Raw genomic sequence first — 24217 nt, forward strand, 5'->3', positions numbered from 1 at the left:
ACGCGGCCCTCGGGAGACCGGGCCCCGGCGCCAGGCATACCCGGCATCACACGGCCGAAAGGCCGGACCGACGGGCGCCGGTCGGTCCGGCTCGTCACGCGGTGAGCTCCTGGTGCAGTGCCTCGCGCAGCCGTGCGGCCCGCTCGGCCACCTCGGCCGGGCCCAGCTCCATCGCCCGCGCGCACCAGCGCTGCCCCTCGGTGAGTTCGCCCCGGCGGGCGGCGAGGAGCGCCAGGCGCAGCGCGGCGCGGCCGTGTCCGGCGCCGGCCGCACGGGTCCACCACAGGGCGGCCTCGCGCTCGCTGCCCTCGCGGGCCAGCAGCAGCCCGAGGTTGAAGGCCCCGTTGCGGCTGCCCGCCTCGGCGGCCTCCCGGTACCAGTGGGCGGCGCTCTCCACGTCCCCGCGGGCTGCGGCGAGCATGCCGACCCGGACCTGGGCGCGGCGGTGGCCCTGCTGGGCGGCCCGCTCGTACCACTCCTCGCACTCGGTCTTCTCCGGCATCGGCTCGCCCAGCGCGGGCGGGCCCGGCGGCGGCTGGCGCGCGTCCAGCACCCCGGCCAGCCGGAACGCGGCCTCGGCACTGCCACCGCCCGCGGCGCAGCGCAGGTGCCGCTCGGCCTCCTGGTCGTCACCGTCGCGCAGCAGGGCCATGGCGACCTGGAGCGCCGCGTCGGTGTGTCCGGCCGCCGCGGCGCGCTCGTACCAGCCCAGCGCCGTACGGTCCTCGTCGCGCCCGGCGTGCAGGATGCCGAGGTTGAAGGCCGCGTCGACGCTGCCCGCCTCGGCCGCCTTGGAGAACCAGGGCTCGGCCCCGGCGTGGTCGCCCGCCTGGAGGAGGAGCACGGCGAGCGCGTTGGCCGCCTCCCGGTGTCCGGCGTACGCGGCGCGGCGGTACCACTGCTCGGCCTGCGGGATGCGGTCCTGGGCGGCGCAGAGCAGCCCGAGGTTGTACGCCCCGTTGACGTCACCGGCGTCCATGGCGGCCCGGTACCAGCGCTCGGCGGTCTGCTGCTCACCGCGTGCGGCGTGCAGCGCGCCGAGCGCGTTGGCGGCGTTGCCGTCACCGTCCTGGGCAGCGCGCAGCCACCACACGGCGGCGCTCTCCTCGTCGCCCGCGTCGCGCAGCAGGAAGCCCAGGGCGCAGGCGGCGCGGGGCTCACCGTCCTTGGCGGAGGTGAGGTACCAGCGGCCGGCCTCCTTGAGCTCCCCGCGCTGCTCCAGGATCGCGCCGAGGTGCAGGGCGGCGCGCCGGTGGCCCCGGGCCGCGGCCTGGCGGTACCACTGCTCGGCCTCGCCGACCCGGCCGGCGGCCGGGCCCGCCACGGGACTGTCGCCCTCGGCCGGGCCCTTCGCCCCTGCGGGGGGCGCCGCCGGGGCGTTCTGTGCGGACGCGGGCGTCGCGCCGGGGAGGCCGAGGCCCGTTCCGGTTCCGCCGGAAGCGGCGCTCCGGCCCAGGCCGAAGGCCTCGTGCGGATCCTCCACGGCCTTCCGCTCCAGGGCACGGGCCAGCCGGTAGGCGGCCTCGCGATGCCCCTGCTCGGCGGCGGCGCGCAGCCAGCGCTCGGCGCCGACGTCGCTGCGGTGCTCCAGAAGGTCGGCCAGCGCGTACGCGCCCAGGGCGTGCCCCTGCTCGGCGGACTGGCGCAGCCAGTACTCCGCACCGGGCTCGTCGCCGCGCTCGCGGAAGTGCCGGCCGAGCGCGTGGGCTGCCGCGGCAGAACCGGCCACGGCGGCGATGCGCCACCAGCCGGCGGCCTCTTCCGGGTAGCCGCGCTGGTGCAGCAGGACGCCCAGGTTGTTCGCGGCGGCCCGGTCCCCGTCGGCGGTGGCGGCGCGCAGATACCGCTCCGCGCCGTCCAGCTCGCCACGGCGCAGCAGCAGCGCGCCCAGAACGCTCATGGACGCGGTGTCGCCCTCGTCGGCGGCACGGCGGTGGCGCGCCTCGCTCTCGGCGCTGTCCGCGGCGTCGACCGCGTCCGTGGTGTCCTCGTCGGACGGGGCTGCGGCAACGCTCGTGTCGGCGGCGCCGGTCCGCTGGACCGGTGCGCCCGCCCCGGCGATGGCAGCGGCGAAAGCCGCGTCTACCGCGCTTTCCGCATCTTGGCCGCGCTGCTGCACAAACCGCCCTGTCTCCAACAGAGTTGCCCTGTCCCCCATAAATACCATCGTCGCACCACCTGTAACCCGCGTACACCTGGTATATCGCGGCCAGTGAGGTCACTACAGCGTTTTGTCGACATGCCCACAGGGAGACAAGTCAAACACGCCTGGAGGCAACTGGTGCCCAGCGAACCGCACTTCACGCCCCCGGACCGGGACCGACACGGCCCGCACACACAACGGACACGACGAAGGCCCGGATCTCGATGAGATCCGGGCCTTCGTCTTCAGTAGCGGGGACAGGATTTGAACCTGCGACCTCTGGGTTATGAGCCCAGCGAGCTACCGAGCTGCTCCACCCCGCGTCGTTGTGGTGAAACTTTACCACGACGCGGGGTGGACCCTACTCAGCTGCCCTGGTCGGAGGCCTGCTCGGCCGAACTGTCCGGCTTGGCGTCGCCCTCCGGCTTCTCGGCTCCGTCGGCCTTGTCCCCCTCGCTGCCCGCCTTGGGCTGCGCGGCGGCGGCACGTTCCAGGGCGTCCTGGAGAGCCTCCTGGGCCTTGCCGTAGGCCGGCCAGTCCTGCTCCTGGAGCGCCTTCTCGCCGTCGGAGTACGCCTTCTGGGCGTCCGCGATGGCCTTCTTGAGAGCGGCACTGCCGGTGGCCGGGGGTTCGTCGGTCTCGCCCGGGGGCGGGTCCTCGGAGTCCGGCGGCGGCGTGGACCCGTCGTCCTCGACCCCGAAGACCGCGTTGAGCGCGTCCTTGAGGTTGTTCTCGAAGACGATCTTCGAACCGTACGAGGCGGCCACCTTGCGCAGCAACGGGTAGTTCTGGTTGCCACCGCGCGTGTAGACCGGCTCGATGTACAGGAAACCGCCCTCCAGCGGAACCGTCAGCAGGTTTCCGTACTCGATGTCCGAGTCGGTGCCCTTGAGGTTCCTCACGAACTCGGCGACGTCGTCGTTGCCGTTGAGCTCACTCTGTACCTGGCCCGGGCCCTTCACCGTGGAGGTGACCCGGAGCAGCCGCATCGTGCCGTAGTCCTTGCTGGCCGCGTCCGCGTTCACCGCCATGAAGGCCCCCAGGTTGGGCCGCCCTCTCGGTGTGAACGTGGTGGTCAGCGAGAACTGCTGCGCGTCCTGGCCCGGCATCTTCATGCTCAGGTAGTACGGCGGGACGGAGCCCGGCTCCTTGTTCGTCGGGTCGTCCGGCACCTGCCACGCGTCGGAGCCGCTGTAGAACTGCGCGGGGTCCTCGACGTGGTAGCGGGTCAGCAGCTCGCGCTGGACCTTGAAGAGGTCCTGCGGATACCGCAGGTGGTCCATGAGCTCCTGCGGGATGTCACCGCGCGGCTCGACCGTGCCCGGGAACGCCTTGCGCCAGGTCTTGAGGACCGGGTCCTCGGTGTCCCACTCGTAGAGCTTGACCTTGCCGTCGTACGCGTCGACGGTGGCCTTCACCGAGTTGCGGATGTAGTTGACCTGGTTCTGCTGGGCGACGACCGCGCGCTGGTTGGTGGTCAGCGAGTCGGCCGTGGTGTCGCCGAGCGTCGTCCGCGACGCGTACGGGTAGCCGTTGGTCGTGGTGTAGGCGTCGACGATCCACTTGATCCGGCCGTCGACGACCGCCGGATAGGCGTCGCCGTCGATGGTCAGCCACGGGGCGACCGCCTCGACCCGCTCCTTGGGCGTGCGGTTGTACAGGATCCGCGAGCCGTCACCGATGGCTCCCGAGTACATGATCTGCGGCTCGCTGAAAGCGACCGCGTACGCGGCACGGTTGAAGGAGTTGGAGAGACTGACCCCGCTGTCGCCCTTGTAGCTGGTGGTCTTCTCGCCGTCCTCCTCGTAGTCGAGCTCCTTCTGGGGCCCGCCGACGATGGAGTACTGCTCGGTCTTCTCGCCGTAGTAGATCCGCTGTTCGTACTTCCCGAACTCACCGGTGGAGGGCAGACCCGACTCGGTGAAGTCCGGGGACCCCGTCGGATTGGTGCCGGTGGTGGTGCCGCTGGCAGCGATGGCGCCGTAGCCGTGGGTGTACGTGAAGTGGTCGTTGATCCAGTTCCGCTTGGGGAGGCCCTGGATGTTCAGCTCACGCAGACCGATGATCGTGTCCTGCTCCTTGCCCTCCTCGTCCTTGTAGCGGTCGACGTCGAGCGTCTTCGGGAACTGGTAGTAGTTCCTCCGCTGCTGGAGCTGCTGGAAGGCCGGAGAGACGACGTTGGGGTCCATGATGCGGTAGCTGGCGGCGGTGTTGGCCGCGGCCCGCAGCTTGCCGTCGTCCTCCGTGGCCGCCTGGCCCTCGTAGTCGTCCACCTTGGCGTCATCGATGCCGTACGCGTCGCGTGTGGCATCGATGTTCTTCTGGATGAACGGCGCTTCCTTGGCCTGCTCGTTCGGCTGGACCTGGAACTTCTGCACGATCGCCGGGTAGAGCCCGCCGATCAGGATCGCCGAGAGCACCATCAGGCCGAAGCCGATGACCGGGAGCTGCCAGGTGCGGCGCCACAGCGTCGCGAAGAACAGCACGGCGCAGATCGCGGCGATGCAGAACAGGATGGTCTTCGCCGGGAGATAGGCGTTGGCGTCGACGTACCTCAGACCCGTCCAGTTGTCGGTGGCCTTGAAGTCACTGGACTTCACGGCCAGCCCGTACCGGTCGAGCCAGTACGCCACGGCCTTCAGGGAGACGAAGATGCCGAGCAGGACCGAGAGGTGGCCGGTGGCCGCCCCGGTGGCCCGGGCGCCGGGGCTGGTGATGCGCAGCCCGCCGTACAGATAGTGGGTCAGCGCGGCGGCGATCAGCGAGAGCACGGTCGCCGCGAAGCCGAAGCCCAGCATGAAGCGGTACCACGGCAGGTCGAAGGCGTAGAAGGAGACGTCCAGCTGGAACTGGGGGTCCTTCTGCCCGAACGACGTGCCGTTGACGTACATCAGCCACGTACGCCACTGGCCGGAGGCGGAGGCTCCGGCGATCAGTCCGACGAGCGCCGTGACGGCGAGCAGCACCCACTTCTTGTAGGGGGCGATGCTCATGCGGTAGCGGTCCAGGCTCTGCTGCTCCAGCGACATCGCGCTCAGCGGCGGCCGGAGCCGGTGCGCGAGCCAGACGTTCACGCCGATGGCGATCGCCATCAGCAGTCCGAAGACGAGGAACAGCCCGATCTTGGTCCACAGGGTGGTGGTGAAGACGGATGAATACGCGACCGACCTGTACCAGAGCCAGTCCGTCCAGAACCCCGCGAACATGACGAAGGCCATGGCGAGAACCGCCAGGACACCCAAAGTCATGAGCAGGGTACGGGCGCGCCGGGACGGGCGGCCGACTCTGATCCGTGGCCCGGTCGGGCCTCCGCCGCGGTCCGGCATCTGGAAAGCCAACGTGCGCACCTCGAAGTTCGCGGTCGTGTGAAACAGGCCCAGCGATCCTAGAGCCCACCTATGCAACTTACGGAAGCTTTACCTAGTTCCCGTTCCCGGGGCGGAAGGAGGCAGGATATTGCCCATGCCCAACGTTTCCCCCGCAGGACCCCCGATGGCCGCGAGTCCGCTGACCGTCGCCGTCCTCGAAATCGACGCCTACGCCTCCAACCTCGGCTGGGACCAGCCCGCCCGGCTGTTCGCCCTGGTCGACACCGACCGGCTGCGGACCCAGGAGCCCGGCCTCGCCGCGCAGCTGGGCCTGGAGGACCCCAATTCCTCGGTCGCCGCGCTCACCCCGATCGAGCAGGACGAGCTGCCGCCGGGCACCGCGCTCGACGACTTCCTCGCCACGATCGCCTGGCCCGACGCCGTGGTCGGCTGCGCCATGACGGTGGAGCGGCTGATGCTGCCGCCGTCCGCCGAGGCGTCCGTACCGGAGAAGCTCAGCGACAAGCAGCTGAGCGCGTGGGTGGCCAAGCACCCCGACCGGCAGGAGGTGCGGATGACCGTCGCCGTCCTGCGGGACGGGGCGCGCGAGTCCGCCGTACGGCTGCGGGAGAAGGACTCCCCGACCGAGGTGCTGACCGGCGCCGGCCTGGTGCCCGGCCTCGCCGAGGCGCTCGCGGCGACGTTCGAGTCCTGATCCGGCCGTCGCCCGGGGCCGTCGGTACGGGTCCCGGGCGACACGGTCGTCGGCGCGGACCCGTCCGCCGGACCCGCGGTGCGGCGGTCAGCCCGTCGAGCAGCTCGGCAGGCCGGCGGTCTTCCCCGCCTTGATCCGCTCCAGCGACTTCGCGGCGTCCTCGATGGTCTTGACCCGTACGAGGGTGAGCCCGTCCGGTGTGTCGGCGGCGGCCGAGGCGCAGTTGTCGTTAGGCGTGAGGAAGTAGCGGGCGCCGGCGTTGCGCGCGCCGACCAGCTTCATCGTGATGCCGCCGATCGGTCCGACGGTGCCCGCGTCGTCGATGGTGCCGGTGCCCGCGACGAACTTGCCGCCGGTCAGATCGCCCGGGGTGAGCTTGTCGATGATCCCGAGGGAGAACATCAGCCCGGCGCTCGGCCCGCCGACGTCCGCGAGCTTGATGTCGATCTCGAACGGGAACGTGTGGTCCGTCCCGGCCCTGATCCCGACGATCGCCCGGTCCTTGCCTTGCTCCTCGCCGTCGCCCTCGGCGGGGGGAGCCTTCACGGTCCTGATCGTGACCTTCTCGCCGCCCTCGGGGTCGCGGCCCGCCTTCTCGGCCGCCGCGGCCTCCTTCGCCGGGACGATCGTGAAGGTCACGTTCTCACCGGGCCGGTGTTCGGTGACGAGCTTCGCGACGTCGTCGGGCTCCTTGACCGCCGTACCGTCGACGGCCTTGATCACGTCGCCCGCGTGCAGCTTGCCCTCGGAGGGGCTGCCCTTGACCACCGTGGAGACCACGACCTGTGTGGAGACCGGGATGTCCAGTTCCTTCAGAGCGGCCACCTTGGCGCTCTCCTGGGACTGGCTGAACTCCTCGGCGTTCTCCTGGGTGGACTCCTCCTCGGTCTTGCCGTCCGGGTAGAGCGTGTCGTGGGGCACCACGACGCTGTCGTGGGCCAGCCAGCCGTAGACGGCCTCGAAGATGTTCATGCGGTAGTCCGCGCCGGTGACGCGGACGGTCGTCATGTTGAGATGGCCGGACGCCGGGTACGTCTTGCGACCGGAGATCTGCAGGACGGGCTCGCCGCGCGCCTCGCCGAGCGTGTTGACCGTCGGTCCGGGAGACATCTCCGAATACGGCACTTTGATCAGCACACCTGCGCAGAGCAGCGCGATGAGGACGAGAGCGGAGGCGAGCATCGTCGCGGTGCGGCGTGGCATGGAACGACAGTACGGGAAGGGCCTGTCAGTGCACCGCCGGGGCCGGTCCGTACGAGGCGACCGGAACGCGGCGGAAGGTGATCACGCGGCGTGCGTCGGTCTCAGAGAGCCTCGGAACCGGAGTGCGATTTCTCCATCGCGTCACGGAACCTGGCGTAGCCGGCGAGTTCGGTGACATCGCCGGTCGTGCGATTGCGGGCTGCCCAACTCGCCCATATCGCACCACCGACAGCAGCGATAAGTGGAATCAACAGCCAAGCGAGTGCCGCCATCACGACCTCCCTACCCCATGAGCGACCGGATGCCCGATCAGCAGATTAACGATCCGGAAGACCAACGCTCGTGGCGGGGGTGCGGTTACGCAAATCGGGGCTGATGCGCCCCGGTACGGTTTGCGCTCAGCAGGCTCCGACCCACTCCTCCGTGCCGTCCGAGAAGCGCTGGTGTTTCCAGATCGGAACCTCGTGCTTGAGGTCGTCGATGAGCTTGCGGCAGGCCTCGAAGGCCTCGGCGCGGTGCGGGCAGGCGACCGCGACGACGACGGCGAGGTCACCCACGTCCAGTTCACCCACTCGGTGGACCGCCGCCAGGGCACGGACCGGGAAGTCGGCGACGACCTTCTCCGCCACTCGGCGCAGCTCGTCCTCGGCCGAGGGATGGCAGGAATAGCCGAGCGCGCCGACGTCCTGTCCCGCGTCGTGGTTGCGCACGGTGCCGACGAAGAGCGCGATGCCGCCCGCCGCGTCGTCGCCGACGGCGCGGAAGACCTCGTCGACGGAGAGCGGGGTGTCCCGGATCGCCAGCAGCCGGACGGGGTCGGCCGCCGCGTACTCGCCGGGGTGGTCGTGGGTGGGTGCCATGCTCCCATCGTGCCGTACGGCTCCGACATCCCGGAATTGCCTCTTCTACCGGCGGCCGGCCGTCCGGTTTGGAGCCTCCTACAGGGGCCCGCGGGCGCGGTGGGCGGTCAGATGCGGCGGCGGGCCTTGCGGGCGCGGCGGACCACGGCGGCGGCGCCGAGCAGGGCGACCGTGGCTCCGGCGGCTCCGGCGGCGGTGGCGTCCTTGCGGCCGAGGCGGCGTCCGGCGAGCGTGTGGCGGCCCTCGACCTCTTCGAGGAGGGCGCCGAGCACCTCCTCGTTCGTCCACTTCGGCCGCCATCCCGCATCGTGCAGCCGGCTGACGCTGACCACCCAGGGGTGCATCGTGTACGCCAGGTCGCCCGCCGGGGACGGGGTGAGGCCGATCCGGTGGAGCCGGGCGGCGGCCCCGAGCGCGACGGCGGAGGGCAGCTCCATCCGGCGTACGCCGCTGAGCTCCTCGACCTCCTCCTGCTCCAGCCAGCCGTCGCAGCCGACCGCGAACTCGCCGTCGATCTTCTCCAGGGCGGCGTACTCCAGCGCCGTCACCAGGTCCTCGACATGGCAGAACTGCCAGGTGGGGCGCGATCCGGCGACGACCAGGAGGCGCGGGGACTCGAAGTAGCGGGTCAGGGCGGTGTCGGTGCCGCCGACCAGGACGGTGGGGCGCACGACGGTGACGTTGAGCCCGGGGTGGGCGCGCGGGGCCCGGCGGCCGAGCCGTTCGATCTCCAGGAGGTCGCCGACACCGGTGGCCTCGGCGGTGGCGCGCAGCTCCGCGTCCTCGGAGAGCGGCACGTCGTTGTCGGCGAGTGCCCCGTAGACCATCGCCGAGGTGCACAGCACGACCCGGTGGACCCCGACGGCGGCCGCGGCGGTGAGCACGGTCTGGGTGCCGCGTACGTTGTACGCGGTGCGCGCGGCGGGGTCGGTCTCCAGGTCGAGGTCGAGGGCCAGGTGCACGACGACGTCCGCGCCGCGCAGCTTCTCGGCGATCGCCGGGTCCCGTACGTCCAGGATGTGCCAGGTCGCCTCGGTGACCTCGCCGCGCCGCTCGTCGATCGCGATGACCTGCTTGATCGCGTCGGATGCGGCGAGGTGGGCGGTCAGCAGTTCGCCGATGCCGGTGGCGGCGCCGGTGACCGCGACGACGGGGCCCCGGCCTCTGGGGGACCTGGGGCGTTTCTCTTCGGGTGTGCTCTCGGGCGCGGGGTCGGTCAGGTTTCGCGCTGCGCGAACCTGCGGATCTGGGGAACTCACCGGGCGTCTCCAGCGGTTGTCTTCAGTACGTACCCGAATGACGCGTACGTACCAGGTGGCGTCCATCCTGCCGCAGGCCGGGAGTCGGCGGAGCACTGAGGCCCGAAGCGGGCGTGGTGTCTACGCTGGATGGTGATGTCGGGCAGTCGCCGTCGGTTCGAGCCGGCGGCCCTACGAGCCGAGGAAACCCGTGAGTGACACCCCATTCGGATTCGGCCTTCCGCCGGAGGAGCCGGAGAACGGCGACGAGGGCAAGAAGAAGGACCCCACCGAAGGTGGGCAGAGCGCGGGCGGGATGGGAAACCCGTTCGGTTTCGGGCCGGGGGCGGGCGCGGACAACCCGTTCGCCGCAATGTTCGGCTCGATGAATCCGAACGATCTCGGTGCGGCCTTCCAGCAGCTCGGCCAGATGCTGAGCTACGAGGGCGGTCCCGTGAACTGGGACATGGCCAAGCAGATCGCCCGGCAGACGGTGTCGCAGGGCACCCCGGACGGCACGAAGGACGCCAGCGTCGGCCCGTCCGAGCGCACGTCGGTCGACGAGGCGCTGCGGCTGGCGGACCTCTGGCTGGACGGCGTGACGTCGATGCCGTCCGGTTCGGTCTCCACCGTGGCGTGGAGCCGCGCCGAGTGGGTCGAGGCCACGCTGCCGGCCTGGCAGCAGCTCGTCGACCCGGTGGCCGAGCGGGTGGGCCTGGCGATGGGCGATGTGCTGCCCGAGGAGATGCAGGCCATGGCGGGCCCGCTGATCGGCATGATGCGGTCGATGGGCGGCGCCATGTTCGGCCAGCAGATCGGGCAGGCCGTGGGCACGCTGGCCGGTGAGGTGGTCGGTTCCACCGACATCGGGCTGCCGCTCGGTCCCGCGGGCAAGACCGCGCTCCTCCCGCTGAACGTGGAGCGGTTCGGCAAGGACCTCAGCGTCCCGCAGGACGAGGTCCGGCTGTATCTGGCCCTGCGCGAGGCCGCTCACCAGCGGCTCTTCGCCCATGTGCCGTGGCTGCGGTCGCATCTGTTCGGTGCCGTCGAGGCGTATGCGCGCGGCATCAAGGTCGACACCAGCAAGCTGGAGGACGTCGTCGGCCAGTTCGACCCCTCGCAGCCGGAGCAGTTGCAGGACGCCCTTCAGCAGGGCATGTTCCAGCCCGAGGACACGCCCGAGCAGAAGGCGTCCCTGGCCCGGCTGGAGACGGCTCTCGCGCTGGTGGAGGGCTGGGTGGACGCGGTGGTCCACGAGGCCGCGAAGTCCCGGCTGACCTCGTCCGACGCGCTGCGCGAGACGATGCGCAGGCGGCGGGCCTCCGGTGGACCGGCCGAGCAGACGTTCGCCACGCTCATCGGTCTCCAGCTGCGCCCGCGCCGGCTGCGGGACGCCTCGCGCCTGTGGGCCTCGCTCACGGATGCCCGGGGTCTGGAGGGCCGGGACGCGCTCTGGGCCCACCCGGACATGCTGCCGACCGCCCACGACCTGGACGACCCGGACGGCTTCGTCCACCACGAGCAGGCCGACTTCTCCGAGCTGGACAAGATGCTCGGCGAGGCCGCGAAGGGCCCGCAGAAGCCCTCCGAGAGCGATGAGGGCACGGAAGACGGCAAGGGCGGCCCCGAGCAGTGAGCCTGCACGAAGACGCCGTTCTCGTACTGAAGGGGTACGCCCCCGAGGGCCCCTCCGAGGACCTCGAAAGCACGCACGGTGACCAGGCGGAGCTGCGTCAGGCCTACCTCGACCACCTGGAACGCCACGACGACGGCATGTGGAAGGCGTGCGGGGCCGGGCATCTGACGGCCAGCGCCCTGGTGATCGATCCGGAGCGGGGCAAGGTTCTGCTGACCCTGCACCGGAAGCTGCGGATGTGGCTCCAGATGGGCGGCCACTGCGAGGAGCAGGACGCCACCCTGGAGGCGGCGGCGCTCCGGGAGGCGACGGAGGAGTCCGGCATCGCGGGGCTCACCCTGCTGTCCGGCGGACCGGTCCGGCTGGACCGGCACCCGATTCCGTCCCCCTGCAACTGGCACCTCGATGTGCAGTACGCCGCGCTGGCCCCGGCCGGGGCGGCGGAGCGGATCAGCGAGGAGTCCCTGGAGCTGCGCTGGTTCGGCTACGAGGACGTGCCCGGGGTGGCCGACACCTCGGTCGTCCGGTTGCTGGAGGCGACGCGGTCCCGGCTGTAGCGGCGGACCGCAGGCGATGTGCGTAAGGGGCGGCCTCCGGGAGGCCGCCCCTTACCGCTGTGTTCCGCCGGGCACACGACCCGGTGCCGGTCAGTTCCAGGCGTTGTTCTGGTTCTGGCCGTGGGAGCCCTGCTGGCCCATGCCGAACTGGGCGCGGGCGCCCTGGCCGATCTGGGCGTTCTGCGGAGGCATGACCTCGCTGGGCTGGACGAGGGCGAAGCCCTGGCCGAGGAAGCTCAGCTCCCAGCCCTCGCCGGTGTTGCCACGACGCCTGAAGACGCCGGAGGAGTGCGTCTGGGCCTGCATCTGCACCCGCAGGGAGCTGGACCAGGCGACGATCGCGTCCGCGTCGACGTTGACGTACTTCTCGGGCGTGACCTGCATCATCAGCGGCTGGCCCGAGGTCATGAGGGCGACCTTGCCCGAGCCGGAGATGTTGAGCTGGTACTTGCCGCTGCCGGAGATGCCGTACTGGCTGTCGACCGCGATGACCTCGGTGTGCAGCGAGGAGTCGAGCGCGAGGACGTAGGAGCTGTCCACGGTCATCCCCTCACGGTCGACGTCCACGACGTGGATGTACTGCGCGAGGTTGGCGAGGTAGACGGTGCCCTGGCCGGACACGCGCATCAGGTCGAGGCCCTCGCCGGTGCGGGCGCGGGCGTTGCGCTGGCTCCGCGACTGGTACTCCCCGTCGAAGTCCATCAGGCCCTGGTAGGCGACCATCGCGCCCTTGCGGGCGAGGATGTCGTCGTGGCCGGTCAGCGCGACCCGCAGGAGCTGCGGGTTCTGGATCGCGTACCGGTCCTGGGTCTGCTGCTCGGTGTAGCTGAAAAGCGGACTCTGCATGATGTGTTCTCCCTCCCCGTCAGTTCCGGACCCGCAGGCGGTCCGTGCTGTCCTCGCTCGGCTGGACGACGACGATGCCCTGGCCGGAGAAGGCCATCTGGTACGCCTCGCCGCTGCCGCGTCCGATCAGCGAGCCCGCCTTGAAGCTGCGCTTGCCCTTCACCTTGAGGTTCGGGGACCAGGCGACGAGCGCGTCCGGGTCGACGTACGTCTCGTCCTCGCCACGCCCGCAGTCGACGACGATCGGGGTGCCGCGGGAGGTGATGGCGACCCATCCGGTGCCCTGGACGACGACGTTCCACAAGCCTTGTCCGGCGAACTTGGCGAGCCCCTTGACCTTCTCGACGCCCCACGTGAGGTGGGCGTCGAAGGCGAGGAGGTTGGTGCCGTTGACGGAGATGGAGTCGTTGTTGAGGTTGATGACGACCACGTCGGCGCCGTAGTCGGCGAGGTAGAGCAGCCCGTCGCCGGAGCACTTCATGACGGGGGCGCCCTCGCCGGTGATCCACTGGGAGGCGATCTGCCGGGCGGCGGGCGGGTTGGGCTCGTACTGGATGAAGCCCTCGTACGCGACCATCGAGCCGGTGCGGGCGAAGAGGTCCTGCCCGGAGGCCATGGCGACCTTGAGCATGGTCCTGCCGTGGTTCTCCATCCGGGCCGTGACGGGGGTCGGGGCGAAGCCCGCGAGTTGCTGGTTCATGACGGGCTCCCTCAGACCTCGTAGGGCTGGACGACGATGAAGTTGCCGGGGGCTCCCCGGAACTGGAGGTTCACGGTCTCGCCGCTGTGTCCGGGGTACGCGTTGCGGCGCAGGCGGACCTGGCTGGAGACGATGACCTGGGAGGCGGCCGACCAGGCGACGACCGCGTTGCAGTCGGCGAACGTGGTGGGCGTGACCGGCAGGACGACCGGGGTGCCGTGGGTCTTCACGACCACGGTGCCGGTGCCCTGGAACAGCATGGTGAACAGCGCGCCGCCGGGGATGCCGTGTCCCTCGACCCTGCGCACCTCGTACTGGAGGGACTCGTCGAAGGCCAGGACGTTCTCGGCGGAGACGCAGATGCCGTCGCCCTGGAGCTCGATCGGGTGCAGGTGCGCGCCCTCCTCGGCGAGGAAGACCTGGCCGCGGCCGGTACAGCGCATCAGCTGCATCTCCTGGCCGGTGGCGTTGCCCACGGCGCGGCCGACGAATCCGGCGCTCTTGTAGCCGAAGTCCACCTTGCCCTGATACATCACCATGCTGCCCTGGCGGGCCAGGACCCCGGCACCGCCCATGGTCAGGTCGACCCGCATGAGCTGCTGGTTCTGCGGGGTCCAGCGCTGCCCGGTCGCGGTCTCCTTGTACGGCTGGAGGGCCGCCTGAAGACCCGCGCCCGTGGCCGGCACGCCCTGGGGCACACCCTGCGGGGCGCCCGGGGGCATGGAGCCGGGGGGCTGCTGACCGTACGGGGCCGGCGCGGGCTGACCGTAGGGGGCGGGGGCCTGCTGGCCGAAGGGAGCGGCTGGCGGCGCGGCCTGGCCGGGGACCTGGCCGAACTGCGGCTGCTGGGGCTGCTGCGGCTGGCCGTACGGGGACGGGGCCTGGGGCGCCTGCGGAGCCACGGGGGCCTGCGGCGCCTGGGGTGCCAGCGGGGCGGCGATCGTCGGCGCCGTGTGCACCGGCTGCTGTGGCGCGGGCGGCGGCGTGGGCGCGGACGGGCCGCCGAAGGACGGTGCGGGCTGCGGGGCCTGGGGGGCGGCCGGAGCCGGAGGTGCGCCGAAGGCCGGGGGCGCGGCGGCCTGGGCCGGCGGGGCGAAGCCCGGGGCGGCTGCCGCCGGGGCGGGCGGCGCCTCTTCCTCGGCGACCTCGCCGCCGAAGTTCTTCAGAAGCGCTTCGAGACCGCCGTCGAAGCCCTGGCCGACGGCGGCGAAACGCCAGACGTCCTTCAGATAGAAGTCGCCGAGCATCACCGCGCGCTCGGTGGTGAACTCCGATCCGGTGAAGGAGTACCGCACCACTTCCTCGCCGCCCGCGACGATCCGGATGTACCCCGGACCGATCTGGGACATCTGGCCCGCGCCGTCGAGCGTCGCGGTGAAGGAGAGCTTCTGGATGGCTGCCGGGATGCGGTCGAGCGTGACGCGGAAGGACTCGGTGTCACCGGACTGCGCGCCCAGGAGCTGGATGGACTCCTCGGGCGATTTCGGCTGATTGAAGAAGATGAAGTACCGGTCGTCGGAGAGCTGCTCGTTGGCGTCGAGACCGAAGCAGCTGATGTCGAAAGTCAGCCCCGGCGCGGCGATCTGCACACCTACGTACAGATCCGTCCCTGCCGTGAGGTCACTGATCTTGGCCTTGTGGCCGCGTTGGAATTCCCTGGCCATGCGTAACGACCGTCCCCCATCCCGAAGGTAAATGCGTCGCGTCAGGCTAACCGCAAACAACGACATCGGGCCAAGCCGGTACACACCCGGTACAGAATCGGCGAACGCGAATGACCCCGGTCACTCCTCGCGGGCGGCGGGCAGCCGGGGCAGCCCCTCGGCCGCCACCACGCCCTCCAGGAACCCCCGGGCGCGCTCGGTGCGCGGATACGCCTCCAGCAGCTGCCAGAAGTCCGGACCGTGTCCGGGGACGAGCAGATGCGCCAGCTCGTGGAGGAGCACATAGTCGACGACGAACTCCGGCATGCCCTGCAGTCGGTGCGAGAGCCTGATACTGCCCTCGGCGGGGGTGCACGAGCCCCAGCGGGTGTTCTGGTTGGTCACCCAGCGCACCGAGGCGGGCCTGGCTCGCCCGTCGAAGTACTGGGCGGAGAGCCGGGCGGCTCGCTCCTCGAGCTCGGTGTCGCCCAGGTGGCGCTTGCTCTCCTGGGCGGCGAGCTTGTCCAGCATCAAGCCCACCCAGCGGCGCTCCTCCGCCTGCGACATCCGGGCGGGGATGAGCACGATCGTGCGGTCGCCCTCGCGGTAGGCGGTGACCGACTTTCTGCGCCGGGTGCTCCTGCGGACCTCGACCGCGCTCGTCGCCACGGCGCGGGCCGGGAGAGCCGCCGCGCCGCGCTGATGGCTTCCGGCGCTGCGCGCGGGCGTCTTCGGGGTCTTCCCGGCGGGGCCGGACGAGGGGTCAGCGGGCACGCCACGACGTTACCCGCTGTCCGGGAAAGATGTCCCGCCCCGGGATCGGTTCGACCACGATCCGTGGATTGTCCGATGAACATTCCGACCCTGTGGACAACTCCGCGCAGGGTTCGCGGCGGGCCCGCATTCTGGCGGTGGTCCTGCGGAATGGCGGAAGGATCTGAAGGGACAGGAGGAAGGGAAAGATCCGGAAGTTCCGTGGATCAGCAGGTCCGCGGGCGCACCCGTGCCCGTGGCACTACTCGGGGGAGAGAAGTCATGTATCCGATGCTGAAGCCCGCACTGCGTCGCGCCTGGCGCGGACGGAACACCGTGCAGTTCGGTGTGACACCCGCGCACGCCGTGACGCTCGGCCCGGTGGACATCGCCACGGGGAGCTTTCTGGAACTGCTCGACGGCACGCGTGGGCTGCCACTGCTGTACGAGGAAGCGCGCGCCCTGGACCTGTCGGAACATCACGTGGACGTCCTGCTGGCCCGGTTGACGGAGGCCGGACTCCTCGACGACCCGAGGTCGGCCGGTCCACCGGCCGATGTGCTGCGCCGCCGTGCTGAAGTGATGGACCGCCAGCGCCCCGACGTGGCTTCGCTGTCGGTCGTCCGCCCCGAGCCGGGCGGCGGGCTCCGCCGGATCGGGGCACGGCGGGCGATGCGGGTCCAGGTGCGGGGTGCGGGCCGGGTCGGGGCGTCCATCGCCTCCGTGCTGTCCGGTGCGGGGGTGGGGCGGGTGGAGGTGCTCGACGGGGGCCGGGCCGAGCCCTGGGACGTGGCGCCCGGGGGCCTGCCTCCGGCGTCCGTGGGGGAACGGCGCGATGTGGCGGCCCGTCGGCTCGTCCGCCGTGTCTCGCCCGGGCCCGGCCGGGCGGAGAGCGGCGAAGAGCCCGGCCTGTCCCTGATCGTCGTCGCTCCCCGGGACGGCCTCGCGGTGTACGCACCGTTCGCGGACACCGCGGGTCCCTGGATCGCGTCCGGCACTCCCCATCTCTATGCGGGCGTGATCGAGGCCACCGGGGTGGTCGGGCCGCTCGTCCTGCCCGGGGGCACCGGTTGCGCGGGCTGTCTGGAGCTGCACCGTGCGGACCGGGATCCGCAGTGGCCCCGGATGCTGGCGCAGTGGCGTTCCGGGCGGCGGGGAGCGGTGCCCGCCTGCGATCTGGGGCTCGCGGCGGCGGTCGCCGGTCTGGCCGCGGCCCACGCCCTGGCGTTCCTGGACGGGGATCTCCCCGCCTGTACGGGAACCCGCTGGGAGGCCGCTCTACCGCTGCTGGACTGGCGTTCCGAGCAGATCGGCCCGCATGCGGACTGCTCCTGCGGGGCCGCCGGGGGCGCTGGAGGGGAACGGGTCTCCGGTGGCGTTACGGCGCAGGACACAATGGCGGGGTGACCGCCGTCGCCGGAGTGACACCGGTGGCCCGAGCGGCACGGCAGTCTGGGAACTGGAGGGGCACATGTCTGATCTTCCCCGGAAGGCGGTTACGCGTACGGCCAAGCTGGCCGCGCTTCCGCTCGGCTTCGCCGGCCGTGCCACCTGGGGTCTGGGCAAGCGGATCGGCGGAAAGTCGGCCGAGCTGGTCGCCCGTGAGGTGCAACAGCGCACGGCGGACCAGTTGTTCAAGACCCTGGGTGAGCTGAAGGGCGGGGCCATGAAGCTGGGCCAGGCCCTCTCGGTCTTCGAGTCGGCGCTCCCCGAGGAGATCGCCGGCCCCTACCGGGCCGCGCTGACCAAGCTTCAGGAGGCCGCGCCGCCGCTGCCCGCGCGCACGGTGCACAGCGTGCTCGAGGAACGGATCGGCGAGGACTGGCAGGAGTATTTCCTGGAGTTCGAGGACACGCCGGCGGCCGCCGCCTCGATCGGGCAGGTGCACCGGGCGGTGTGGCACGACGGCCGCCAGGTCGCGGTGAAGGTGCAGTATCCCGGGGCGGGCGAGGCGTTGCTCTCCGACCTCGCCCAGCTCAGCCGTTTCGCCCGGCTGCTCGGTCCGCTGGTCCCGGGGATGGACATCAAGCCGTTGATCAAGGAGCTGCGCGACCGGGTGTCGGAGGAGCTGGACTACGAGCTGGAGGCGCAGGCGCAGCGGGAGCACGCGGACGAGTTCGCCGACGACCCGGATGTGGTGATCCCTCAGGTGGTGCACCAGGCCGATCAGGTGCTGGTGACGGAGTGGATCGACGGGGTCCCGTTGTCCGAGGTCATCGTGGAGGGTACGGCGGAGCAGCGGGACCGTGCGGGTCAGTTGCTGGCCCGCTTCCTCTTCTCCGGTCCGGCGCGCACCGGCCTGCTGCATGCCGACCCGCATCCGGGCAACTTCCGGCTGCTGCCCCCGGTCCAGGACGCGGAGCATCCGGAGGAGGACGGTGGCCCGGTCCTTGCGTGGCGGCTGGGGGTGCTGGACTTCGGCACGGTCGACCGGCTTCCGGGCGGGCTGCCGCGGCCCGTCGGCGACTCCTTGAGGATGGCGCTGGAGGGCGACGCGGCGGGGGTGTACGGACTGCTGCGCGAAGAGAATTTCGTGAAGGAGTCGATCGACCTGGACCCGGACGAGGTCCTCGACTATCTGCTTCCGATCATCGAGCCGACGCAGGTGGAGGAGTTCACCTTCACCCGTGGGTGGATCCGTGACCAGGCGGCCCGGATAGCGGATCCGCGCTCCCCCGCCCACCAGCTCGGCAGGCAGCTGAACCTCCCGCCGTCCTATGTCCTCATACACCGGGTGACGCTCAGCACGATCGGAGTGCTGTGCCAGCTCGGGGCGACGGTCCGGATGCGCGACGAGCTCGATACGTGGCTGCCGGGGTTCCTCGTCGAGACAGCCGAGGCAGCCGACGCCACCGAGGCAGCCCCCGGGGAAGCCGAGGAACCGGATGGGGCGGGCGAACCGGAGGGGGAGACGGTCCAGGCGTAGGAGGGCCGGGGCCTTCGTGGTCACCACCAGAGTGAGTCGAGGCGACTCTCGATCGCGCGGATGTGGAGGCGGGCGCAGCCCTCGCAGAAATGGAGTCGGCGTCCGTCCTCGACGGAGCTGAGCCAGGTCACGGGGACGGTGTCGCCTTCGGTGGTGATCCCGCACCGGGCGCACACCACGCTTCCCGCGGCGGGCGGTTCGGGCTGTCCCGGCTTCCCGGACTGCTCCGGCCTCTCGCGCCGTTCAAGAAGCTCGGGCCGTTCAAGGGGCGCGGGCTGTTCGGGGGGATCGGTCTCCTCGTCCACCTCCCGACGATATCCCCGCGACCGGACGGCCGACAGCGCAAACGCCCCGCGGGGCCGTCCGGGTGTCCGGACGGCCCCGCGGGGCGTGATGGCTGCGCAGGTCAGTGCCTGACCGTCAGTGGATGCCAGATCAGTGCATGCCAGATCAGTGCATGACCGCCATGGCCAGCGCGCGGCGGGCGCGCAGCGAGGCGCGCTCCGCCCGGCGCTGCATCCGGCGGGCGGCGAGCAGGCGGGCCGACTGGCGGTCCTCCTGGGCCTCCCGCAGGCGGTCGTGCATATGCGCACGTGCCAGGGCTTCTGGGATGAGTTGCATTTCGCGGGTCCTGTTCTGACGCGAGTCGTTCGCGCCGATGATGGTGACGTCGGGGGTGGCGGAGCCGACGGGCTCCTTCGTGGGGGTGATCATTGGTGCCTGATTCCGGGGGTCATGTGTGTAGGGGCGGTCGATCGTTCCGAGGCGCAGACTGCGGGTGGGGGCGGGGACCCCACAGGTCGCGGTCACGCTGCGACCGGGTTCTTGCGCGGACGGCCACGCGGACGCTTGCGGGCGACGACGACACCCTGGACGAAGAGCTCGCCGCCCCAGACACCCCACGGCTCGCGGCGGTCCTTCGCGCCGGCGAGGCAGGCCTCGACGAGCGGGCAGGTGCGGCAGAGGGACTTGGCGTACTCGACGTCGGCGGGCGACTCGGCGAAGAAGACCTCCGGGTCGTAGGAGCGGCACGGGACGGGCACGCCGAGGTTCTCGATGGCGTCGTCGAGCGCGGTGAGCGTGGTGAGCGGGGTCAAGGTGGAGTCCTCCGTGGAGCCGGGCGGCGAGATCGGGGTGGAAAGCGGTACTGACGGGGCGTGCGTTTCGATGTGCACGGTGGGTGGTGTCCTCGTCTGGTCGTGCCGGCCTGTTGGCCGGTTGGCGGCTTCTGGTACCAGGTCCTGCTTGTCCCGAGGCTCCTTCGTTCCGTTCCGTCCGTTCGGACAAAACAAAAGGGCCGCGGATCCCGAGTGGGGTTCCGCGGCCCTGAAGGCGCCGGCCTGATGCTGGATCAGGCTGGATCACTCCAGGGTTCAGGCCCACGGAAGGCCCACATCGTGTGGTGCTGCATCTGCGTCTGCGTCTTGATTCCGGCACCGGCTGCCGCAAAGGCATAGACCTGAGCCTGTGCTGCCTTCGCTACTGCTGCCGCCGGTGCCTCGATCGGTCGCTCATTGCGCTCCCGCGTCACGGGGAGGCTCGCCGGGGCCAGCGGACGGGCGGCAGAAATGCCGAACAGACCGGTGGCGTGGAGCGAGGCAGCCGCGGAGCGGGTGAGGCCGAGCGAGCAGGCGGAGACGACCGAAAGATCGGTCATTTTCTGGGTTTCGATGATGCTGATCACTTCAATCGCCTCCTCTCGGCGTCTCATGGGACCGGCCGGGGCCGATCCTGCGTATTCGGATAAGTACAGCTAAGTACAGCACGGAGCCAGGGCTTCAGAGAAGTCGCTGTTCCCGTGGTTAAGAACCTATGGTGACGACTGGTGCGGGCGCAAACTATTTTCTGGACGAGTTTTTCTCAGGTCGCGCCGGCCCCCTCCTCGGGCCCGTCACCAACCGTCTCACCTGCGCAGATGGCCAGAACATCGGCGCCGAAGCGGCTCAACTTCCGGTTGCCGACACCGGCGATGACGACCAGCTCGCCCGCGGTGGACGGCACGGCCTCGGCGATCGCCATGAGGGTCTTCTCGGTGAAGACGCAGTAGTCGGGCTGGCCGAGCTGGGCCGCCTGCCCGGCGCGCCAGTCGTGGAGCCGCTCGTACAGCGCCTCGTCCATGTCCGAGGGGCACTCCTCGCAGCGCATCAGCTTCATCTCGCCCGCGTCGGTGAGCGTCCGGCCGCAGACCCGGCAGCGCACCGGGCTCCTGGGCTTGCGTTCTACGGCCGGGGTCCGCTCCGCGGTCGCGGCCCGCCCGGTGCCCCGGTCGATCCCGCCGCCCCCGCCGACGCCGCCCCGGGCGCCGGACCCCGTCGAGCCCGGCCGCAGCCCGTCCAGGAAGCGGGTCGGCTTGCGGCCTCCCCGGCCGCCGGGCGACCGCGTCAGCGCCCAGGAGAGCGAGAGGTGGACGCGGGCGCGGGTGATCCCGACGTACAGCAGGCGCCGCTCCTCCTCGACCTGCTCGTCGGTCTTGGCGTAGGCGATCGGCATCATGCCCTCGGTCAGGCCGACCAGGAACACGGCGTCCCATTCGAGGCCCTTCGCGGCGTGCAGCGACGCCAGGGTCACTCCTTGGACCGTCGGGGCGTGCTGGGCGGCCGCCCGTTCGTCGAGCTCGCGGACCAGGTCGGTCAGGGTCGCCCCCGGTTTCGCCGTCTCGAAGTCCTCGGCGAGGCGCACCAGCGCGGCCAGCGACTCCCAGCGGTCGCGTACGGAGCCCGATCCGGCGGGCGGGCGGGTGGTCCAGCCCTTGGTGGAGAGCACCGCCCGCACCTGGGAGGCCAGGTCCTCCGCCCCGTCGAGCAGGGAGTCGTTGCGCCCGGCGCGGGCCGCGCCGCGCAGGGCGGTGCCCGCCTCCCGGACCTCGGCCCGCTCGAAGAACCGCTCGGCGCCGCGCAGCTGGTAGGGCACCCCGGCGTCCGCGAGGGCCTGCTCGTAGACCTCGGACTGGGAGTTGACCCGGTAGAGCACGGCGATCTCGCCGGCCGGTACGCCCGCGGCGATGAGGTCGCGGATGCGCCGGGCGGTGGACTCGGCCTCGGTGGGCTCGTCGCCGTACTCCGTGTAGACCGGCTCGGGGCCCTTGTCGCGCTGGGAGACCAGCTCCAGGCGGTGGTCGGCGGCCTTGCCGTGGGCCTGGCTCAGCAGGCCGTTGGCGAGGTGGACGACCTGGGGGGTGGAGCGGTAGTCCCGGACCAGCTTGACGACGGTCGCCCCGGGGTGGCGGGTGCGGAAGTTCAGCAGGTGGTCGGGGGTGGCCCCGGTGAAGGAGTAGATCGTCTGGCTGGCGTCGCCGACGACGCAGAGATTGTCCCGGTCGCCGACCCAGAGGTCGAGCAGCCGCTGCTGGAGCGGGCTGACGTCCTGGTACTCGTCGACGACGAAGTGCTGGTACTGGCCGCGGACGTGGTCGGCGATGTCTCCCCGGTCCTGGAGGATGCCGACCATCAGCAGCAGCACGTCCTCGAAGTCGATCACCGAGCGGTCGCGCTTGAGCTGTTCGTACGCGGAGTAGATCTGGGAGAGGACCGCCGGGTCGCGGGGGGCGTCCCGCTGGGCCTTGGCTACGGCCGCCGCGTAGTCGGCGGGGACGGTCTGGGTGACCTTGGCCCACTCGATCTCGCTCGTGACGTCCCGCAACTCGGTGCGGTCGAGCCGGAGCTCGCAGCGGGCGGCGGCCTCGGCGACGAGCTGCACCTTCCGTTCCAGCAGCCGGGGCAGTTCGCCACCGACTGCTTTCGGCCAGAAGTACTGGAGCTGCCGGAGCGCGGCGGAGTGGAAGGTCCGTGCCTGGACGCCGGTCGCGCCGAGCTGGCGGAGGCGGCCGCGCATCTCTCCGGCGGCCCGGTTGGTGAACGTGACGGCGAGGACCGTGGCGGGCTGGAGGATGCCCGCCCGCACCCCGTACGCGATGCGGTGGGTGATCGCGCGCGTCTTGCCCGTACCGGCTCCTGCCAGCACGCACACCGGTCCGTGCAGGGCGAGCGCCACCTCGCGCTGCTCGGGGTCGAGCCCGTCGAGCACGGCGTCCGGGGTCTCGGGAACCTGCGGGAAGAGGGTGGAGTGCGTTGCTGCTGTCACCCCGCCATGCTGCCAGGTCCCCGGGGGCGGATGCGGCGGTCGTCCACAGGCGTGAGCCATTAGTCATACCGAGGCGCGCACCTGCCCCTGGTCATACCGGGGCGCGTATCTCCCCCTGGTCATACCGGCGCGCGTACCCGCCCCTGGTCCTGCCGAGGCCCGTACCGGCCCCGCGGGAATGGGTGTCGCCTTCCGTACGTTCCTTAACCTTGCGGGAGCGCTGCGGTGAGCGGCCGGTCCGCAAGTGACGCTGCCGGCCGCGCAGCGGTACGGACGAGACGAAGGAGCGCCAGCGACATGGCGGGCACTGTGACGATGTACAGCACCACCTGGTGCGGCTACTGCCGCCGGCTGAAGAGCCAGATGGACCGCGAGGGCATCGCGTACAACGAGGTCAACATCGAGCACGACCCGGAGTCGGCCGCTTTCGTCGAGAAGGCGAATGGCGGAAACCAGACGGTCCCCACCCTGCTGATCGTGGCCCCCTCGGGCACCGAGTCGGTCATGACGAACCCCTCGCTCGCCCAGGTGAAGCAGGCGCTCGCCGCCTGATCCGGCGGAGAGACGACTGCCTGTCGCGCGTACCACTGCCCCCGGCACCGCCGGGGGCAGTCGTGTGTCCGGGGGACGGACCTCGACGGACCTCAGGCGGTCCGCTTCACCGCGCCCGGCTTCGGGAGCGGCTTGCCGTACCAGAGCTCGATCAGGCGGGACGCGATGGAGATGCCGAACGGGGGCATGACCTCGCCGGACTCGAAGGCGGCGGTGAGGTCCTCGCGGGAGAACCAGCGGGCCTCCTCGATCTCCTCGCCGTCGACGGTGATGTCGAAGGAGGTGGCCCGCGCCATGAAGCCGAGCATCAGGCTGGAGGGGAACGGCCAGGGCTGGCTGGCGATGTACTCGACCTCGCCGACCGTGATCCCGGCCTCCTCGTACACCTCACGGGCCACGGACTGCTCGATCGACTCCCCCGGCTCGACGAACCCGGCGAGCGTGGAGAAGCGGCCCTCGGGCCAGTGCACCTGGCGGCCCAGCAGCGCCCGGTCCTGGTCGTCGGTGACCAGCATGATGACCGCCGGGTCGGTGCGCGGGTAGTGCTCGGCCCCGCAGGCCTGGCAGCGGCGGATGTGTCCGGCCGCCGCGATGACGGTGCGTTCGCCGCAGCGGGAGCAGAAGCGGTGGAGCCGCTGCCAGTTCTCCAGGGCGACGGCGTGCACCATGAGACCCGCGTCCCGGGGGCCCAGCAGCAGGCCCGCCTCGCGGAGTCCGGCCGGGCGGGCCGACTGGTCCATGCGGCCGGGCAGCGAGTCCTTCTGGAGAGCGAAGTAGCTGACGCCGTCCTCGTCCGTGCCGAGGAAGTACCGGTGGGTCTCGGTGACCGGGGCCTCGAAGGCCGGGGTCATGACGATCTCGGTGCCCCCGTCGGGGGTGTCGTCGATCAGCACCTGCCCGCCGGAGACGACGAAGACACGGGTCGTCGGGTGGCTCCACGCCACGGCCAGCCACGCCTCGTCGAGACGGTGGTGTGCCGCGCGGTCGATGCCGCTCGGCGCGGTGAGGCCGATCGGGCGGTCTGCGGTGGCGTTGTCGAAGGTGCTCACAGGTGCTT

Annotated in this window: 22 protein-coding genes and 1 tRNA gene; 6 read left to right on the plus strand and 17 right to left on the minus strand. The window is 71.2% G+C overall.

All coding sequences use genetic code 11. The annotated features are described in order from the left end of the window. Positions 1-94: 94 nt before the first annotated feature. From IE140_RS01670 to IE140_RS01680, 3 genes are all read right to left on the minus strand, one after another. Positions 95-2167 carry a tetratricopeptide repeat protein gene (locus tag IE140_RS01670; protein ID WP_093443006.1) on the minus strand — a complete coding sequence of 691 codons (2073 nt, stop codon included), beginning with the start codon at positions 2165-2167 and terminating at the stop codon, positions 95-97. Between the two features lie 225 nt (positions 2168-2392). Further along, positions 2393-2466 (minus strand) — tRNA-Met (locus tag IE140_RS01675). Positions 2467-2508: 42 nt separating this feature from the next. Then, on the minus strand, positions 2509-5469 hold the full coding sequence (locus IE140_RS01680) for a UPF0182 family membrane protein (protein ID WP_150196787.1): 2961 nt from the start codon (positions 5467-5469) through the stop codon (positions 2509-2511). Positions 5470-5605: 136 nt separating this feature from the next. On the opposite strand from IE140_RS01680, the gene IE140_RS01685 reads away from it, so the two are divergent. Continuing rightward, positions 5606-6166: a PPA1309 family protein gene (locus IE140_RS01685; protein WP_234019498.1), complete on the plus strand. Its 561-nt coding sequence runs from the start codon at positions 5606-5608 to the stop codon at positions 6164-6166. 87 nt (positions 6167-6253) lie between these two features. Here IE140_RS01685 and IE140_RS01690 read toward each other — a convergent pair whose 3' ends face one another. The 4 genes from IE140_RS01690 to IE140_RS01705 all read right to left on the minus strand — a co-directional run bounded on the left by IE140_RS01690 (position 6254) and on the right by IE140_RS01705 (position 9488). Further along, complete coding sequence (locus IE140_RS01690; RefSeq protein ID WP_150196785.1) at positions 6254-7369, minus strand: YlbL family protein; 1116 nt, start codon at positions 7367-7369, stop codon at positions 6254-6256. 101 nt (positions 7370-7470) lie between these two features. After that, positions 7471-7641 carry a hypothetical protein gene (locus IE140_RS01695; RefSeq protein WP_006127438.1) on the minus strand — a complete coding sequence of 57 codons (171 nt, stop codon included), beginning with the start codon at positions 7639-7641 and terminating at the stop codon, positions 7471-7473. Between the two features lie 126 nt (positions 7642-7767). Further along, entirely contained in the window at positions 7768-8229 is a 462-nt protein-coding gene (locus IE140_RS01700; protein ID WP_006127436.1) for a molybdenum cofactor biosynthesis protein MoaE, read from the minus strand. Between the two features lie 107 nt (positions 8230-8336). Continuing rightward, positions 8337-9488 (minus strand): SDR family oxidoreductase, encoded by a 1152-nt coding sequence (locus tag IE140_RS01705; protein WP_032763290.1) that lies wholly within the window; start codon positions 9486-9488, stop codon positions 8337-8339. A 190-nt stretch (positions 9489-9678) separates the two neighbouring features. On the opposite strand from IE140_RS01705, the gene IE140_RS01710 reads away from it, so the two are divergent. Further along, entirely contained in the window at positions 9679-11103 is a 1425-nt protein-coding gene (locus IE140_RS01710) for a zinc-dependent metalloprotease (RefSeq protein WP_150196784.1), read from the plus strand. Then, positions 11100-11660, plus strand: a complete 561-nt coding sequence (locus IE140_RS01715) for an NUDIX hydrolase (RefSeq protein ID WP_150196783.1) — start codon at positions 11100-11102, stop codon at positions 11658-11660. The genes IE140_RS01710 and IE140_RS01715 overlap by 4 nt, the downstream gene beginning before the upstream one ends. Positions 11661-11750: 90 nt before the next feature. Here the strand turns inward: IE140_RS01715 and IE140_RS01720 are convergent, their stop codons facing one another. From IE140_RS01720 to IE140_RS01735, 4 genes are all read right to left on the minus strand, one after another. Continuing rightward, positions 11751-12506: an AIM24 family protein gene (locus IE140_RS01720; protein ID WP_006127432.1), complete on the minus strand. Its 756-nt coding sequence runs from the start codon at positions 12504-12506 to the stop codon at positions 11751-11753. A gap of 19 nt (positions 12507-12525) precedes the next feature. Further along, positions 12526-13206: an AIM24 family protein gene (locus tag IE140_RS01725; RefSeq protein WP_150196782.1), complete on the minus strand. Its 681-nt coding sequence runs from the start codon at positions 13204-13206 to the stop codon at positions 12526-12528. 11 nt (positions 13207-13217) lie between these two features. Continuing rightward, on the minus strand, positions 13218-14870 hold the full coding sequence (locus IE140_RS01730; RefSeq protein ID WP_189459997.1) for a TerD family protein: 1653 nt from the start codon (positions 14868-14870) through the stop codon (positions 13218-13220). Between the two features lie 120 nt (positions 14871-14990). Further along, the gene (locus tag IE140_RS01735) at positions 14991-15623 is read right to left on the minus strand and encodes a M48 metallopeptidase family protein (RefSeq protein ID WP_150198764.1); all 633 of its coding nucleotides are present in this window, start codon (positions 15621-15623) and stop codon (positions 14991-14993) included. A 261-nt stretch (positions 15624-15884) separates the two neighbouring features. On the opposite strand from IE140_RS01735, the gene IE140_RS01740 reads away from it, so the two are divergent. Beyond that, positions 15885-17009, plus strand: a complete 1125-nt coding sequence (locus IE140_RS01740; protein ID WP_189459999.1) for a ThiF family adenylyltransferase — start codon at positions 15885-15887, stop codon at positions 17007-17009. A gap of 64 nt (positions 17010-17073) precedes the next feature. Next, positions 17074-18528 carry an ABC1 kinase family protein gene (locus IE140_RS01745; RefSeq protein ID WP_150198482.1) on the plus strand — a complete coding sequence of 485 codons (1455 nt, stop codon included), beginning with the start codon at positions 17074-17076 and terminating at the stop codon, positions 18526-18528. 20 nt (positions 18529-18548) lie between these two features. Here IE140_RS01745 and IE140_RS01750 read toward each other — a convergent pair whose 3' ends face one another. The 5 genes from IE140_RS01750 to IE140_RS01770 form a co-directional block, all read right to left on the minus strand. Then, entirely contained in the window at positions 18549-18833 is a 285-nt protein-coding gene (locus tag IE140_RS01750; RefSeq protein ID WP_150198484.1) for a hypothetical protein, read from the minus strand. 145 nt (positions 18834-18978) lie between these two features. Next, the gene (locus IE140_RS01755; RefSeq protein WP_075264344.1) at positions 18979-19338 is read right to left on the minus strand and encodes a putative WhiB-interacting protein; all 360 of its coding nucleotides are present in this window, start codon (positions 19336-19338) and stop codon (positions 18979-18981) included. Further along, on the minus strand, positions 19335-19703 hold the full coding sequence (locus tag IE140_RS01760; protein ID WP_006127424.1) for a WhiB family transcriptional regulator: 369 nt from the start codon (positions 19701-19703) through the stop codon (positions 19335-19337). Before IE140_RS01760 ends, IE140_RS01755 begins: the two co-directional genes overlap by 4 nt. Before the next feature lie 176 nt (positions 19704-19879). After that, positions 19880-20212 carry a hypothetical protein gene (locus tag IE140_RS01765; RefSeq protein WP_150198486.1) on the minus strand — a complete coding sequence of 111 codons (333 nt, stop codon included), beginning with the start codon at positions 20210-20212 and terminating at the stop codon, positions 19880-19882. A 176-nt stretch (positions 20213-20388) separates the two neighbouring features. Continuing rightward, positions 20389-22668 carry an ATP-dependent DNA helicase UvrD2 gene (locus tag IE140_RS01770; protein WP_308438325.1) on the minus strand — a complete coding sequence of 760 codons (2280 nt, stop codon included), beginning with the start codon at positions 22666-22668 and terminating at the stop codon, positions 20389-20391. A gap of 237 nt (positions 22669-22905) precedes the next feature. Between IE140_RS01770 and IE140_RS01775 the strand changes: the two genes are divergently transcribed. Further along, entirely contained in the window at positions 22906-23160 is a 255-nt protein-coding gene (locus IE140_RS01775; RefSeq protein WP_006127421.1) for a glutaredoxin domain-containing protein, read from the plus strand. A gap of 92 nt (positions 23161-23252) precedes the next feature. Here IE140_RS01775 and nudC read toward each other — a convergent pair whose 3' ends face one another. After that, complete coding sequence (gene nudC, locus IE140_RS01780) at positions 23253-24209, minus strand: NAD(+) diphosphatase (protein WP_088573060.1); 957 nt, start codon at positions 24207-24209, stop codon at positions 23253-23255. Between the last annotated feature and the right edge of the window lie 8 nt (positions 24210-24217).

This window comes from Streptomyces parvus (assembly GCF_014648875.1).
Taxonomy (GTDB): domain Bacteria; phylum Actinomycetota; class Actinomycetes; order Streptomycetales; family Streptomycetaceae; genus Streptomyces; species Streptomyces parvus.

What these genes read in the sequence shown, in the direction of transcription:
- IE140_RS01670 (WP_093443006.1), bottom strand. Translation starts at nt 2,167, where the DNA reads ATGGTATTTATGGGGGACAGGGCAACTCTGTTGGAGACAGGGCGGTTT.
- IE140_RS01680 (WP_150196787.1), bottom strand. Translation starts at nt 5,469, where the DNA reads ATGCCGGACCGCGGCGGAGGCCCGACCGGGCCACGGATCAGAGTCGGC.
- IE140_RS01685 (WP_234019498.1), top strand. Translation starts at nt 5,606, where the DNA reads ATGCCCAACGTTTCCCCCGCAGGACCCCCGATGGCCGCGAGTCCGCTG.
- IE140_RS01690 (WP_150196785.1), bottom strand. Translation starts at nt 7,369, where the DNA reads ATGCCACGCCGCACCGCGACGATGCTCGCCTCCGCTCTCGTCCTCATC.
- IE140_RS01695 (WP_006127438.1), bottom strand. Translation starts at nt 7,641, where the DNA reads ATGGCGGCACTCGCTTGGCTGTTGATTCCACTTATCGCTGCTGTCGGT.
- IE140_RS01700 (WP_006127436.1), bottom strand. Translation starts at nt 8,229, where the DNA reads ATGGCACCCACCCACGACCACCCCGGCGAGTACGCGGCGGCCGACCCC.
- IE140_RS01720 (WP_006127432.1), bottom strand. Translation starts at nt 12,506, where the DNA reads ATGCAGAGTCCGCTTTTCAGCTACACCGAGCAGCAGACCCAGGACCGG.
- IE140_RS01725 (WP_150196782.1), bottom strand. Translation starts at nt 13,206, where the DNA reads ATGAACCAGCAACTCGCGGGCTTCGCCCCGACCCCCGTCACGGCCCGG.
- IE140_RS01730 (WP_189459997.1), bottom strand. Translation starts at nt 14,870, where the DNA reads ATGGCCAGGGAATTCCAACGCGGCCACAAGGCCAAGATCAGTGACCTC.
- IE140_RS01740 (WP_189459999.1), top strand. Translation starts at nt 15,885, where the DNA reads ATGTATCCGATGCTGAAGCCCGCACTGCGTCGCGCCTGGCGCGGACGG.
- IE140_RS01745 (WP_150198482.1), top strand. Translation starts at nt 17,074, where the DNA reads ATGTCTGATCTTCCCCGGAAGGCGGTTACGCGTACGGCCAAGCTGGCC.
- IE140_RS01770 (WP_308438325.1), bottom strand. Translation starts at nt 22,668, where the DNA reads ATGGCTCACGCCTGTGGACGACCGCCGCATCCGCCCCCGGGGACCTGG.
- IE140_RS01775 (WP_006127421.1), top strand. Translation starts at nt 22,906, where the DNA reads ATGGCGGGCACTGTGACGATGTACAGCACCACCTGGTGCGGCTACTGC.